General features: G+C 37.7%; 14 protein-coding genes, 2 tRNA genes and 2 pseudogenes. 3 read left to right on the top strand and 15 right to left on the bottom strand.

Annotated elements, in window-relative coordinates:
• Positions 1 to 43: 43 nt before the first annotated feature.
• From argJ to H6F32_RS07175, 10 genes are all read right to left on the bottom strand, one after another.
• Positions 44 to 1,285, bottom strand: coding sequence for a bifunctional ornithine acetyltransferase/N-acetylglutamate synthase (gene argJ, locus H6F32_RS07215; RefSeq protein ID WP_190368654.1), 1,242 nt, complete (start codon positions 1,283 to 1,285; stop codon positions 44 to 46).
• 922 nt (positions 1,286 to 2,207) lie between these two features.
• Positions 2,208 to 3,683 carry an Asp-tRNA(Asn)/Glu-tRNA(Gln) amidotransferase subunit GatB gene (gene gatB, locus H6F32_RS07210; protein WP_190368653.1) on the bottom strand — a complete coding sequence of 492 codons (1,476 nt, stop codon included), beginning with the start codon at positions 3,681 to 3,683 and terminating at the stop codon, positions 2,208 to 2,210.
• Between the two features lie 77 nt (positions 3,684 to 3,760).
• On the bottom strand, positions 3,761 to 4,027 hold the full coding sequence (locus H6F32_RS20480; protein ID WP_313926616.1) for a hypothetical protein: 267 nt from the start codon (positions 4,025 to 4,027) through the stop codon (positions 3,761 to 3,763).
• Between the two features lie 110 nt (positions 4,028 to 4,137).
• Positions 4,138 to 4,211 (bottom strand) — tRNA-Asp (locus tag H6F32_RS07205).
• Between the two features lie 70 nt (positions 4,212 to 4,281).
• The gene (locus tag H6F32_RS20475) at positions 4,282 to 4,434 is read right to left on the bottom strand and encodes a helix-turn-helix domain-containing protein (RefSeq protein WP_242031077.1); all 153 of its coding nucleotides are present in this window, start codon (positions 4,432 to 4,434) and stop codon (positions 4,282 to 4,284) included.
• A gap of 489 nt (positions 4,435 to 4,923) precedes the next feature.
• Complete coding sequence (locus H6F32_RS07195) at positions 4,924 to 6,096, bottom strand: esterase-like activity of phytase family protein (protein WP_242031076.1); 1,173 nt, start codon at positions 6,094 to 6,096, stop codon at positions 4,924 to 4,926.
• Positions 6,097 to 6,188: 92 nt separating this feature from the next.
• A complete protein-coding gene (locus tag H6F32_RS07190; protein WP_190368651.1) occupies positions 6,189 to 7,628 on the bottom strand; it encodes a TM0106 family RecB-like putative nuclease in 1,440 nt (479 codons plus the stop codon).
• Positions 7,629 to 8,002: 374 nt separating this feature from the next.
• The gene (locus tag H6F32_RS07185) at positions 8,003 to 8,812 is read right to left on the bottom strand and encodes an inositol monophosphatase family protein (RefSeq protein ID WP_190368650.1); all 810 of its coding nucleotides are present in this window, start codon (positions 8,810 to 8,812) and stop codon (positions 8,003 to 8,005) included.
• 36 nt (positions 8,813 to 8,848) lie between these two features.
• Complete coding sequence (locus tag H6F32_RS07180) at positions 8,849 to 9,358, bottom strand: thermonuclease family protein (protein WP_313926552.1); 510 nt, start codon at positions 9,356 to 9,358, stop codon at positions 8,849 to 8,851.
• A 91-nt stretch (positions 9,359 to 9,449) separates the two neighbouring features.
• Entirely contained in the window at positions 9,450 to 9,818 is a 369-nt protein-coding gene (locus H6F32_RS07175) for a 2Fe-2S iron-sulfur cluster-binding protein (protein WP_190368649.1), read from the bottom strand.
• A 104-nt stretch (positions 9,819 to 9,922) separates the two neighbouring features.
• Here H6F32_RS07175 and H6F32_RS07170 point away from each other — a divergent pair.
• Positions 9,923 to 10,009, top strand: a tRNA-Ser gene (locus tag H6F32_RS07170).
• Positions 10,010 to 10,065: 56 nt separating this feature from the next.
• A pseudogene (locus H6F32_RS20470) lies at positions 10,066 to 10,188 on the top strand (DUF5009 domain-containing protein); the annotation flags it as partial.
• Positions 10,189 to 10,284: 96 nt separating this feature from the next.
• Here the strand turns inward: H6F32_RS20470 and H6F32_RS07165 are convergent.
• From H6F32_RS07165 to H6F32_RS07155, 3 genes are all read right to left on the bottom strand, one after another.
• Positions 10,285 to 10,638, bottom strand: a complete 354-nt coding sequence (locus tag H6F32_RS07165) for a ferredoxin family protein (RefSeq protein ID WP_313926550.1) — start codon at positions 10,636 to 10,638, stop codon at positions 10,285 to 10,287.
• A complete protein-coding gene (locus H6F32_RS07160) occupies positions 10,614 to 12,224 on the bottom strand; it encodes an FAD-dependent oxidoreductase (protein WP_190368648.1) in 1,611 nt (536 codons plus the stop codon). The genes H6F32_RS07165 and H6F32_RS07160 overlap by 25 nt, the downstream gene beginning before the upstream one ends.
• 178 nt (positions 12,225 to 12,402) lie before the next feature.
• A complete protein-coding gene (locus H6F32_RS07155; protein WP_190368647.1) occupies positions 12,403 to 12,660 on the bottom strand; it encodes a hypothetical protein in 258 nt (85 codons plus the stop codon).
• Between the two features lie 704 nt (positions 12,661 to 13,364).
• On the opposite strand from H6F32_RS07155, the gene H6F32_RS07150 reads away from it, so the two are divergent.
• Positions 13,365 to 14,561, top strand: coding sequence for an aliphatic sulfonate ABC transporter substrate-binding protein (locus tag H6F32_RS07150; protein WP_242031075.1), 1,197 nt, complete (start codon positions 13,365 to 13,367; stop codon positions 14,559 to 14,561).
• A 187-nt stretch (positions 14,562 to 14,748) separates the two neighbouring features.
• Here the strand turns inward: H6F32_RS07150 and H6F32_RS20465 are convergent, their stop codons facing one another.
• A complete protein-coding gene (locus tag H6F32_RS20465) occupies positions 14,749 to 14,865 on the bottom strand; it encodes a hypothetical protein (RefSeq protein WP_242031074.1) in 117 nt (38 codons plus the stop codon).
• Positions 14,866 to 15,037: 172 nt separating this feature from the next.
• A pseudogene (locus H6F32_RS07140) lies at positions 15,038 to 15,210 on the bottom strand (photosystem II q(b) protein); the annotation flags it as partial.

The following is a 15,210-nucleotide window of genomic DNA, read 5'->3' as shown; positions in this document are numbered from 1 at the left end:
ATGGCAGGGAAGATACCTGCACTACCATCCACAATGGATTAGATTAGGTGGTATAGTGAGCGTTAATTTTCACATAATCATAACTCAAATCACAACCCCAAGCTTTACCACTACTATTACCGCTACCAATATTTACAGATATTTTTACAGTATCATCTTGCAAATATGCACCTTCAGCTGCTTGTTTTAAATATGTACTAGCCGCCGCCTTATCAAAGTTTACGGGTTGCCCATTTTGAAATAGAAGGAAGTCTCCTAGTTTAATACTTAAATCATCTTGCTCAAAAGGTACTCCGGCGCGTCCTGCTGCTCCTGCTATGCGTCCCCAGTTGGGATCACGTCCGAATATGGCTGATTTAACTAGGGATGAACCCGCTATAGTTTTAGCTATTTGTCGCGCTGCTACTTCCGTATGTGCGCCTATAACTTCTACCTCTATTAAACAAGTTGCACCTTCTCCATCGCGGGCGATCGCCTTTGCTAAATATTGACATACTTCTGTTAACATTCCTTCTAGTTTATCTCCTTCTATACCCATTTCTGTAATTGCTGGGGTACGAGATTGACCATTTGTTAAAGCGATTAAACTATCATTTGTACTAGTATCACCATCTACTGTGATGGAATTAAAAGTTTTATTAGCTGATCTAGTTAACATTTGTTGCCATAAATGGGGTGAAACAGCCGCATCACAGGTAACGAAGGCTAACATGGTGGCCATATTAGGATGTATCATACCAGAACCTTTGGCAATACCACCAATTCTCACAGGGCGATCGCCGATAGTAGTTTCTAAAGCTATACTTTTAGTAACTAAATCTGTGGTAATTATCGCTGATGATGCAGCTTCTGAACCAGTTTCCGAAAGTACGGCCACTAATTTAGGTATTCCACCTCGCAGCGCATCCATTTTAATTCTCTGTCCAATAACTCCTGTAGAAGCAAGTAAAATAGACTCCGGGTTAATACCTAATTCTCTAGCCAATAAGTCTGCACTTTCTTGAGCATCCTTAATACCTTGTTCACCAGTTGCAGCGTTAGCTTGTCCCGAATTACAGAGTATAGCCCTAGCACTAGGTTTAACTTGCAATATTTGTCTACAATAATCTACACAAGCGGCTCTAACATGACTGGTAGTAAATACACCAGCAGCGATCGCATCCACATCTGATACTATTAAAGCTAAATCAGGTAAACCAGAAGCCTTCAAACCAGCAGTAATACCTGCGGCTTTATATCCTTTAGGTGCAGTAACACCACCACTAATTTTGCGCCATTCTCCCATAAATCTTGCTCACTATTAGATAGTATTTTTCTCTCTATTGTGAGTTTATCTGTTGATGGTAATTTTCAGCTAGAAAAATGCCAAATTAGTCTTTAACAGTAATAGGACTTACGCAAGTGTCACAGTAAAAAATCTGTTGAGTGGGTGCGTCAGATATCAACAATTTGGTTATTTACATGATTTATACTATCTGACGTGGTTGGTGAGCTTGTCGAACCGCACCCTACCAATGTGCCAGTTGCGTAAGTCCTGAGTAAAGTTACTGGACTATAGCTATTTTCAGTAAAAGAGAGCTACCTAAATAGCTCTCCAATATCATCAGGGTGCATCTACTCTGCATAATATAACATTATAGGTATCAGGGGTATCACCCTTTTTTGATAAAGTTTTCATGAAGCTACCATAGGTGTTTCATAAAAATTTCCTAAAAATACCGGTAATTCCCGCCATAAGATTAATTTTCCTGTAACTTCATGTCAATTTCGCTAAAAAACTATAATTTAACATCACCAACTCCATTTATCAAACCCTTCCTCTGTGTAGCTCTGCGTCTCTGCGTGAGAAAAAACCTTATTTTTGAGGTTTACTGAGTGGGCGAATTTGGTATGATAGTGATATTAAATATAATAGAGTGTAAGCAAGATTTTTTAAAAAGGCCTATATTCCCATTGTAAAAATATCATTTTGCGAGGGAAAAGTCAAGGTTTACAAAACTCAAAAACAAAACTTTTTTCAGATTTCAGATAACTGTAAATAAACTTTGCGACTTTAGCACTTAGGGACTTGGCGCGAAACACAGATAATACAGTAATCATATCACATCCAAAAAAAAGAAGGAAAGTCAACAAATTAACTTTCCTCAAATATCAAGTTGCGTCTTGAAATCAGATTATACCACTTTGGGGATGAGGGGTATCACCATTTATTCATTTAATTTTTGTTCTACCAGTTGGTTGGTTAACTTTGGTTCTGCGCGTTTGTTGGTTTTTTTCAAAACTTGTCCTACAAAAAACCCTTTGAGATTAGTATTACCATTGCGGTATTTTTCGACTTGTTGAGCATTAGCAGCAATAATTTCATCTATGATTGGCCCTAAAATGCTAGGATCAGAAATCAATTCTTGGCCAGCAAATGCTTCCTCTGGAGAAACACCATTTAATAAATCAACGAGTTTTTCCTTAGCTTGAGCGTTACTAATTTTACCATTTTCAATGCGAGTAATCACATCAGCTAAATTTGTAGGACTCAGTTTAATTTCGGATATGGTAAGTTTTTGTTTATTCAGGTAAGCTGCGATATCTTGAGTGATCCAATTAGCCGCAGATTTAGGATTTGCACCGGCAGCGATCGCCTTTTCAAAATATTCTGATACTGGTTTATCTTCAGTTAACACCCCTGTATCATAAGCAGAAAGTCCCAACTCACTTTCATAGCGATGACGTTTTTCTGCTGGTAATTCTGGTAACTCATCCTTCCAAGTAGACAATTGTTCTGGAGAAACTTGTATCGGTCCTAAATCTGGTTCAGGGAAGTAGCGATAGTCACTTGACCCTTCCTTGACTCGCATACTACTAGTGCGTTGTGAACCTTCCTCCCACAGACGAGTTTCTTGGATAATACGTTCACCAGCCTCAATAGCTGCAATTTGACGCTCTATTTCATAATCAATAGCTTTTTGAATCGCACTAAAGGAGTTCATGTTTTTAATTTCTACCTTAACCCCAAACTCCTTTTGTCCCAAAGGACGGACAGATATATTTACATCACAACGCAGTGATCCTTCTTGCATATTACCATCACTTACGCCTAGATATCTGACAATTCGTCGTAATTCTTGTACATAAGCAGCAGCTTCTTCTCCTGTGCGTAAATCAGGTTCAGATACAATTTCTACCAAAGGAACACCAGCACGGTTATAGTCTACGAGAGAATAGCTAGAACCAGATAGGCGATCGCTCCCAGCGTGTACTAACTTACCAGCATCTTCTTCCATGTGTAAACGAGTAATACCAATGCGCTTACGAATAGGATCACCATCTGCTGCTACCAACTCAATTTCTAAATAACCATGTTCAGCAATGGGAAGATCATACTGAGAAATTTGGTAATTTTTAGGTAAATCAGGATAAAAATATTGTTTACGGTCAAATTTACTATATTTAGCGATTTGACAATTTAAAGCTAAACCAGTTTTTACAGCATATTCCAGAACCTTAGCATTTAATACAGGTAAAACTCCAGGTAAACCCATACAAACTGGATCAATATTAGTATTAGGTTCAGCACCAAAAGCTGTAGAACTATTGGAAAATATTTTTGTGTTTGTACTTAGTTGACAATGAGTTTCTAAGCCTATAATTGCTTCGTATTCAGTTTTTACAGGTATTGCAGTGGTCATACTTTTTAGCTTGGGTTTATCACAGGTAATTTTAGGTTAATTTTCACGGTTTAGGGAAAAATATCCCCAAACATTAATTATCTCATATAATCCTTACAACCTATTGCTTCTTCTGTATTTGCAATATAAGGATTTACAGTACATTTCAAGCGATAATTATTGGTAAAAAATTGGCAATTATGACAGGGTATTTCGCGCATTTTTTGAGCAGTTTTCACTGTATATCTTGTGGCATTGATAATGTTAACAAATACCAGAATAGTTACAGTCCAAGCTGTCAAAAAACATATCGGGATCAGTAATTGTTGTATCCCATGAATTAAGTAATAAATAGGGTTTAACACAGACACTTCAAATTCGTGGTAATTAAGTTAGACTATAACTTATGCTGCATAATTCTTGCGTTAATATTTGTAACAACAACTCAAGAAAGTTTGTTTATAGATTTTTATAACGGGACTGACGGGGCTCGAACCCGCAACTTCCGCCGTGACAGGGCGGTGCTCTAACCAATTGAACTACAGTCCCTTAGTTTACGCTTGTTTTGTGCGTACTGTTTTTGTCGTTCTTGACTTTCCCTATTATTAACCAGATTTTTTTATTTGTCAAGGGTTTTGAGAAAAAATTTTTCATCTCGTTTTTGGAGATGAGCGATCGCTCTCAGATTATAAGTAAACCTAAGTATACCAGCGTATTTAGTCATTAATATTTCTTGGGTTTTATTTAACTTGAGTTTTGTTTTAATCGCCAAAAGCGTTATTGTACCTGAACACGCTCATTTTTTTCCGGCCTTGCTGAATTAGAGTATGAAATGGAAAAGTTACAAAAATGAAAATCTTACTCTTGCGTACATGGAGTACCTCTGCTTGAAACTTTCATCATACCCTTAATCAGCAACGCCCCGATCATGACATTGCATAATGGCGGTATGAATTTTGTTTCGCGTATCAGCCAAGTGAAGTACTTCCAGTGTGTTAGATGCAAAGTTTCAAATTTTCAATTTCTCAATTTCATACCTGATTTAATCAATGCTTAGATAAGCTAATGTGCAGCACTCACTGTATAATTAAAAAACCTGAAGTTACAGTAGCACAAGCATCTTGCTTGTATTAATTATTCAATTTAAAGGCACAACAGATTAACTCATGTAAAGACGTTTTATAAAACGTCTCTACAACTCTTGTAGGGACAATTCATGAATTGTCCCCACGATAATTTTTACTCCTATCTCCTATCTCTATTACTGAGAATTACCCAGACCTAAGCGACGTAATAATCTAGTCCAAGGAGATTCTATTTGGAGTTTAAAGCCTAGAATTTGGGTTTTTTGTAGTCTATTGAAGTTATTGTCACTGATAAGAATTAATGATCGCTGTCCATCAGCTAATTTAGCACCCAGAGTTAAGCCTTCAATATTATCTAATGATACATCTAAGCTGCGTAGATCTAGTATCAGTTTTTTTTCTACAGGTTTAATATTTATCCTATCATCAGTGACAACACTATCTAGGTTCTGAATGTTACTCGCTTTGTCTAGCGATACCTCAAATAACAGTATTGTAAATCCTAAACCTGTAAAACTGCGTTCAATACTGAGAAAATGTCCCTGATTATCCAGCGCTACCAAGTCTGGTAAACCACTAGCAAATTTTCCCGTAGGATTAAATAAACTAGTTACGGGTTCTGTTTGATACAAAAATTCCCCTGTTGGTTGCTGAGTCACTAGGTTATATTGCAAAATTCGGCAAGATGTCCCTATCCCCTCTTTTGCGGCTGTTCCATCCTGAATTAAGGCGTTTTCTGTGGCTGTATATAAGTATTCTTGGTTGGGAGTAATGGTCAAACTTTCAAAACCTAAGTTATTACGTATACCTTGCTTTTTATTAGTATCTGGTAAAAATCGTTTTTCTACGTTTAAAGAGTTTCTAATTTTACCTGAAACTAAATCAAATTCGCTAATAAAAGGGTTAACTGATTTTTCTACATCACCTTCAGAAGATACAAAAATAGTATCTCGATTTGTTAAAGCTATGCCTTCTGTGTCTGTTGTACCAGGAGCAAATATTTGATTATCTTGATTGAGAAGATTTGTAACTCCCACAACTTTCACATTTTTATCGTTAAGTTTTTCTGCACTGAGGTCTATGGTAAGTGTATAAAAACGAGTAGGTGCTTTTGACCCTCTATCATCGGAAATGCTATAATAAACACGATTTTTCTCATCATAGGTAATTCCTGATAATCCCCCAATTTCAGTATTTTGAAATAACGAACCTGTGGGAATAATCGCTTCTCCTAAGAATTTTATATCTGTCACTATCACTGCACTAGAAGCTATATTTGTCCATACAACATAAATAATAACAGTAAAAATACTGATACAAAACATTACTAATAATCGTTTATATTTCATCAGTTTCAGCATAGGAAATAAATTGACAATTGATAATTGATAAAGCAGTCATCAGCTATCAATATTAATATATCAATATTAATCTATCAATATTAATCTATTAAAAAATTAACTAACCAATCCTTAACAATGCGAGTAGCGCGACAGTCATCCTCATTATAACGTTGAATTAGTTCCAAGGTAGTGCGATCGCCCAATGCTAACCATTGATCATACCAATAAATACATTTGGCTCCGCTGATTTCTGGATCACGCCATTCAAATCCCAACCACCGAGCTATGCTTTTTAAAGCATAACTTTCTATAGGTAAAGTCACATTTTCCGTTAAGTATTCATAAATATCAATAAAGCGACTTACTACAGCTTGAATTTGTGAATATGGTGTACGATAAAGTTTGCCTAATTTCTTGACTGTATCCACTTCATAAGCGCAAAAATGATAAATTGGTGCTTGGGGATATTGTGCTACTAATTCTAAAAATTGTTGCCAAATTAGTCCTTCTTGCGCCGGATTTTCTGCTAACAATGAATAAAACTGTTCACTGTTATTTTCTCGATTAACTACTAATACTCCTAATAAATAATTTAAGTTTAAATCTGGTTGAGCTTCAATATCAAAATAAAGTTCGATATTAGCTGTATAAGCAATATCAGGTATAGGTAAAGAATGAGGTAAAACTATAGGTTTATTATTACATACTGACTGTGCTTGTAAAACTAATTTGGGAGCGATATAACCATCAAATCCTGCAAGCTGTTCTAAAGTGCTAGGATGGGTTTTAGCCAATGTTTCCAAGGTATCAATATTCAGATTTTGTAATTGCTGATAACGAATTGGAGTTACTCCTGGTAATAAAGAAAGATGTTGTTCATTTTGAGCGATCGCATAACAATAACTACACCAAGGACAAAGATGACATTTTTGGCGAGAAATAAAAATTTCCGGTTCATTTTTCAACTCTATAATTGCGATATATTCTCTTAAAATATTCAACATTAAAGCAGTCCACCTATCCAGATCCACTATATAAGTTTTCTCTTTATTTCTTAATATTAAACCTCCATAATTAACACTAACATTTTGTAATATTCCTAATACTTGAGCATGAAAAGCTAAAATTACCTGATATTCTTGTTTAGGACGTTTACCCAACTCAATATTAACTGGCATATATTGCCAATTACCAAAAGTAGAAAATCCCGGTTGTTTAATCAGTAAATCCGGACGACTTAACAAAGTAAACTGATCATTGTAACTAGTTAACAATACTCCACGATGAATATAATTTACACCTTGTTGCATCAATTCCCAAGTTGCTGCTGCTGCTGCTGGCCAATTTCCTGAAGGATATTCAGGCTGATGATACGCAAATTTTGACACCACACACTGGTGGTGAATAATTTTGTCTTGTTGTATCTTTAATTGTAAATCGTTAACGATTTCTCGCTGAGTATAGTCACCGTAAATATCTAAAAAAGGGCGACGTTGACAGCGTTGATATTGCAAGAGATGTTGAGCATTGATTAGCATTCTCTTAACCTAACAATAAATTAGGAAATCTGGAAGTGATTTACATATCTAAATTAATCATAGTAAAAAATACCAGAGAAAATATCTCTAACTTTTGTCAGCAGTCCAGGATCTTTATGCAACCTAATTAAGAGTTGATTGTTTTAAGCAAGAACTTTAATTCTTGTTCTTGCTTTTCCTGTAACACCACAAAAACGTTGGTATCAAGACTAGCAATAATTTCTTTTCTTTGTTGTGTTAAAGATAAATACGGTAACAACTGTGATTAGCACAAGTGATGATTAAGAGTGATTATTTTTTCCACCCCATAAACCACCAATTCCGGACTGTTCAATAGCAATTGTTAGCTTTTGGACTACTTTTAATTAACCCCATCACCAACTAGACAGAGGTGGAACTTGTAACAAAGTTTCACTAAGTCTATCGTGAAGATGACCATTAGTAGCTAAAATTCTTCCTGATGCAATATTGACAGGTTCGCCATTATATGCAGTCACTTTTCCGCCAGCTTCCTCAACCAGAATAATACCTGCAATCACATCCCAAGGAGAAATACCGCGTTCCCAATAACCATCAACACGCCCACAAGATACATAAGCCAAGTCTAACGCAGCCGCGCCACCACGTCTTACACCTTGAGTTAAATGCGTCAAATGACAAAATTCTGCATAATTATTATCACTAGTTTCTCTTCTATCATACGCAAAACCAGTTACTAATAAACTTTTAGATAATTCATTAGTTTGGGAAACCTGAATAGCCCGCCTGTTACGAGTAGCACCTAAACCCGCTGCTGCTTGAAATAACTCATCATGAAAAGGATCATAAATCACTCCTACTTGCGGCACACCATTAATTAACAAACCTATAGACACAGCAAAACAGGGATATTGATGGGCGTAATTAGTTGTACCATCGAGAGGATCAATAGCCCAAAGATATTCATTTTCCTGATTTCCCAATTGTCCCGACTCTTCAGCTAAAATAGAATGATCTGGAAAATGACGACTTAAAACATCTAAAATTACCTGTTCTGAAGCTTTATCAGCAGCAGTGACTAAATCTCCTGGCCGTCCTTTTTCTGTAACAGCATCTTCTAATTTACCTAAATAATCTTGCAGAACCACCCCGGCAGCCAAAGCTGCCTCTGTAGCAATATCCAGAAAAATTTGTAAATTTACCATAATTCTATCATAATCTGTGTAATTGAACCGTAAAAACTAACGATAGAGACGACGAAATTCTCCTGGCGTAATACGCATCGGTCTATCAATATTCCAAATACCTTTACCCATAATTCTCGCCCATTGTTGGGCATATTCTAAACGCTGATCATATTTATGATTAGGCGATCGCCCCACAAATAAACCATAACCCTCTTTGATCATCTCTTCATTGACTAACTTTTTATCTTCCCATAAATAGGCTAACATTCGATTATTTTTATCTTCCTTAGCCAAATCAAACTCTAAAATAACTTCTTTATTACCGTCCCCTAGCAAACTTTCCAGAAATTTCTTACTATCCTCCCCCCAAGGTTTTTGACTCAAATCTGGAGCATCTAAACCAATTAAACGTACCTGAGATATTATATTAGGACTTTCTGGTGTTCCCAAAATTTCCACCGTTTGCCCACTAACTACCCTTGATATTTTTACCGCGCCAGAAACCATAGCAGAATTTTGCGGATTTTGGCAACTAACTAAGCCTAATAACCCAGTTATAACCATTAATTTTAGCAAAAAAACGCGCAGATGGAATAACTTACACACCATCTGCACCATTAAATTACACCCTAACGCTAAAAACAATTCAGAAATTTTAGTCTTCATCTAAGGGTAAACCCGCTTTAATCTTTCCTTTGCCAAAATATTGTCCAAATTGAAGCTCGTATACTTCATCCTCATCTTGTGTTTCTACTTCTAAGTCAGAACGCGCATAACTTACACATAATAAAGCGTAACCTTGCTTGCGTAAATCAGGAGAGAGTCCAATAGCTTCTGGTTGATACACTTCCCCTGATAGTACCCTGACTGCACAAGTTGTACAAGCCCCATTGCGACAAGAAAATGGTAATTCTATACCATGATGTTCAGAAGTATGGAGAATATAACGATCTTCTGGAACTTGTAAGGTATATGATGTGCCTGTTTGGCGGTTATGAACTCTAATTGTGTGGGTTTGAACCATCTTAATTTTTATCTAGGGTGGCAGTATTCCTATTATAAAAATTTCTTTGCCAAAATATTTGCTTTTTTTTGAATCTTATTGTATGATGAGTAAATGTCACACCTGGAGAGGTGGCCGAGTGGTTTAAGGCGCAGACCTGGAAAGTCTGTTATGCAGAAATGTATACGAGGGTTCGAATCCCTCCTTCTCCGTTTATATCTCAGGAGTTAGAAATAGTCTCATAATACAAATTTCTAATTCTCTAAAATTTCCCACCAATAAGAAAATTTGGACGAGCCCCTCTGTTTTATTTACCACTGGTTGGGCGTTAATGTTATTAGCCGCTTGTTATGAAATGATAGAAGTGAGGTTAATACAACGCTGGAGTAAAATTTCTCACGAGATATCCTCAAAGAAAATACCATGAAAAATATTCATGGTATTACAGGTGGTGAAATTCGTCACGTAAACTTTGTTCGGTCGTCGTTCATCTGTTCATCAGTCTGAGTTGTCGAGTTGGATCTTTGTCAGTCCCTCCCATTTTGCCTCGATACCAACCCATATTACGAGTGTAACTACCCAGCAAGTTTTGGGCAATTAACTGCTCTGATTCTACTTGATCATCCACTTCGGCATAAGGTGACACATAAAGAGCATCCACAGGACAGTACAGTTCGCATAGAAAACAAGTCTGACAATCTGACTTGCGAGCAATCACGGCCAGTCCGTCGCTTCCAGAATCAAAGACATCCCGTGGACATACGTTCACACATATATCACAGCCAACACAGCGATCACCATCAACAATTTCAATCATTATGCTACCTCTACCTCTTGCCACTGCTTTTCTGCGGCGATAACTGCAACATCATCAATACCAAAAGTCAACAATCGTCGTGTTTGTGTATCATCTGTGGTTGTGAAATCTGTGCGTCGGTGCATTCCTCTAGTTTCCTTCCGTGCATCCGCACTAGCCCATATCCAGCGAGCTGTGGCTGTCATTGCTGCGGCTTCCCGTGCACGTAAAGCATTGCGACCTTCACCTACTAGATAATCGCGGACATCCGCCCATACTGCATCTAAACGTTGACGGGACAATGCTATCCTGACTCCAGAACGAAAGAAATTCACATCAAGGGGCAAGGTTTCAGCCTGAACGCCACTAATTACTTCTGAGATTAGCCCCTCTCTTTTGGGTTGTTTACCAGGGCGCAAACCCGCTTCACCTAAACCATGAACTAAGCGTGTCTCTGCTTTGTCACCGAGAGAGGCTGCAAAACGTGCGGCTGCCCGTCCACTCCAAGTGCCACTGGCGATCGCCCAAGACGCATTAGGACTTCCTCCCCCTGACACAGCCCCGACAATATTTTCACGAGAGGCTGCATCGCCGGCTGCATAAAGTCCTGGTACTGTTGTGGCGCAATCATCGTTGATGATTTCCAGTCCACCTACCCCACGAACAGTACCTTCTGAGCGTAGGGTAACTGGAAAACGCTCTTTGAATGGATCTAATCCAATTCTGTCAAATGGTAAAAAACAATTAGGCTGACCTTGACGCAACCAATTATGTTCCACAGAGTTACCACGATTCATCAGTGCGTAGACTTTTTGGCCATCAATTAGTTGGCGGGCGATGCGTACGGAGCGGTCTTCCCCTGTTTCTGGTAAAGGAGAACCATCTTCTAGATAAAAACTGGCAAAGGAGAATGTTAGCCCTTTAGTCACGGAAGTATGAGCGGGTGATAAGCCATATTGGGAGGAAAACTCCATCCCAGATAGTCTTACACCTGCCTCCGCTGCCATTAGATAACCATCGCCAGTATTACCATCGCAACCTAGGGCGTGAGACAGAAAAGCACATCCGCCAGTTGCCAGCACCACAGCGCCCGCCCTAACTTCCCAGAGATTCCCACTGCGGGGATGAATACCTGCTGCACCTGCGATCGCTCCATTTGATGCAAGTAGTTCCAGTGCGGGATGATGGTCAAGAATGCGTACTCCAGCAGCGATCGCCCTCCGTCGCATGAAACCCATGTAATCCGGTCCGCGTAAGTTAGCACGGTAGGAATTTCCCAAATCATCTAAAGGAAAGGGATAGCCACTATCACCTAAGTTATCTAAACCTCTTCGCGCCTGCTCAATTACACGCTGCAACCAACGGCTATCTGCAAGTCCTGTTGAGCGTAACAACCGACGCTCAATTTCCCCATCACGTTTTTCACCTTTCGGAAGATACCAAGCCCCAGTATTAGATGGGGCTGTTGCTCCTGAAGTACCGCAATACCCTTTATCCGCTAACACAACCCGAACTCCTTGTTCTGCTGCTGAAAGTGCTGCCCAAGTACCTGCTGGACCTCCACCCAACACTAAAACGTCAGCAAGAATAACACTCTTTTCAGCCGACATCTGAAAAATTTTTGTATTCATAAACTCACATTTATGTTCATTTTTTTTGAGAATGCTGTATGAGTCTTTAACAGTTTTAAAAGTTGGAAGCTAATCCCATTTAAATTTTAGACTGGGATTTCATTAAACTATTGTGGGATCGTCATCTTCCCTGTTTGAGTATTCAAATATAAAAACCATAGATCTGAATAAAAATATTTCACACTAGGATTTTTATAATATGTGAAAATATGCAGATTTTCACCTTTAAACAGGCTAAAATTGGCCTTTTCAAAAGTCCCGTATCTTGATTAGTTGTGGGATATTTTTTCATTTGTGCCTTTGGTAATTCCCAAATATCTGGTTTTACCTGTTCCTGTTCTATTAATATTTGAATCTGTGTTGGTAACTGTGTTTGCTGTCTTTGCGACCAGGGTTCTCCATCTGACAATTCTTGTTCAATTAACCCATAAAACATTATATTCACCTTTTTAAAAGTAAGGCAAGACAATATTTCCTGCCAGTATTCCGCAAGTACAAAAATCAGGGGTGTAACTTATCCTTATTCAAAGGCGGGAAGCTAACTTCTGAAAGCTAACTACTTTGATAAAAATAAAACTACAGTAAATCTATCAAGAAATAGTAGATATGATTAACCTATCACAGATTTCCACAAAAATCAAGTCATAAAAGTATGAGTAAATGTAAATTTATCAGAACTTAGCCAACTGGCACATTAGTATGGTGCGTCAGGTATCAAGAATTTATTGACATGATTTATGCTGTCTGAAATGGTTGGTGAGCTTGTCGAACTACACCCTACCTACCACAGATTTTTGGTGTGACATTTGTGTAAGTCCTATTTATATATCAAGACTAAAAACCAACCCTGGCAATAGGAGAATCTTACAGCAGATTTTAACTTCGTCAAGTTTCTCTTGCATCGGTAGGATTAAATCATAGATTTAGTTAAGCATATATTTTCTGGTCAAACCACTTGACATTTATTTACAGTCATGTGATACTTGTTGAATAATCTCCGGTAACTCGGTCAATAAACAGTAGTATTATTTTATTCCAGTTCATCAATAAATTACTCATCATTTGGGCAAAAAAATTAAACTTAAATTACCAATCTCTGATTAGTAATTTTCTTTTCAAATTCACAAAAAAAGAAAATCTATGATTGCTACAGTCAAACCTCAAGATCAGAACATACTTCGTCGTTTTAAGTTGCTCTTAGTACCTGGCTTATTAACCTTAGTAACTTCTTTAACATTAGTAAGTTGCAAGGCCGAAAATCAAGAAGTACTAACCCAATCTCTGACAAGCAAAATATCAGGTACTAACATACCCAGAGTATTTAAAGTATCAGATACCAAAATAGATGAAGTATTAGATCCAGAAATATCTGAAATATCTAAAGTATCAGCTACCAAAATAGCTCAAGCTTCAAAAACGCCTGGTATCAAAACCAATGTTATTCGTGTAGGGTATCAACAAGCTGGGGATTTGGTGAGAATCACAAAGGTTTTAGAAAAACGTCTAAATCCCTTGGGTGTGAAGGTGGAATGGGCCCAATTTGCCCAAGGTCCGCAATTAATGGAAGCTATGAATGTTGGTAGAATAGATATAGGTTCTGTGGGGGAAACTCCGCCTATTTTTGCCCAAGCTGCTGGTGCTCAAATTGTTTATATTGTTGGTTCACGACAAACTAAAGAGAGTGGGAAAGGAAGTGCAATTGTAGTACCACCGAATTCTCCCATTAAAAGTGTCAAAGATATTAAAGGAAAAACCGTAGTTTTCCAAAAAGCTTCTGCATCACACTATTTTATCCTGAGAGCTTTAGAAGAAGTAGGTTTGAAATATAGTGATATTAAAGTTCAAAGTCTACCTAATGTAGAAGCTGCCAGTGCTTTTCTTCAAGGAAAAATTCCTGTTTGGGTAACAGGAGATCCCCATCTAGCGCGGGCTGAAAAAGAAGGTAAGGCGCGCATTCTTAGGAATGCCAAAGGGATTAATTCTCCTGGTGGATACTATGTTGGCATTAAACAATTTGCCATTGATAATCCTAAATTATTGCGGATAGTTATTGAGGAAATTGATAAAATTCAGAAATGGGCGCAAGCACATCCCAAAGAAACCGCCGCCTTGGTTGCACAGTATCAAAAATTACCTCCTGATGTGATGGATTTAGTAATTAGCCGACGCACCTACGGGTTGAGAGCCATTTCACCAGCATTAATTAAGGATCAACAGCGAGTTGCAGATTATTTCTATAAAAATGGTCTTCTTCCCAAACCTATCAAGGTTCAGGAAGCAATGTTGACACCTCAACAATATGCAGAAATTAATCCGCCCACAATTAGTCAGAAATAACATTTTCAGTCTAATTAATTTCCATAGTATGCGATCGCTTTTTTGTTGGATGGGCATTTTGCCTGTCCAAATTCTGAAAATTTACTAATAAAAAATTTGCACAAAATTCATTCTTTCGCTGCATAATCTAAAAGAAAAAGATGTTCAATACTAATTAAATTAGTAATCACAGAAGTATCACTAATAATCACAATCTTCCCAACTCCTGCAAATTTTGTAAATCAATCTCAAAATCCTCTAAATCATAACGATATAAAGGTATTTTCCGCGCCTTCAATAAATTCCGAAAAGCATTAGACTCCATTTGTGCAATTTTAGCTGCTCAAAAGTTAATCGCCCTGACTCAAATAAATGTAATGCAATCTCCTGTAAAAATTCCGGATCAATATTGACATTATTTTGACAAAAAAACACCCTCCATCACTGGAGGGTGTTCTTTTATTTATTTAACTAAGTTTATTAAACCCAGTAGAATCTTAACCGTTGATAGCAGGAGCAGTCAAGGCTACAGGAGCAACTTCACCAGCAGCTAAGTCTAAGGGGAAGTTGTGAGCATTACGCTCGTGCATTACTTCCATACCTAAGTTAGCGCGGTTAATAATGTCAGCCCATGTATTGATTACACGACCTTGAGAGTCAATGATAGATT

The organism is Anabaena sp. FACHB-1237, from assembly GCF_014696225.1.
Lineage (GTDB): Bacteria > Cyanobacteriota > Cyanobacteriia > Cyanobacteriales > Nostocaceae > FACHB-1237.
This window is presented reverse-complemented; position numbering and strand designations above follow the sequence as displayed.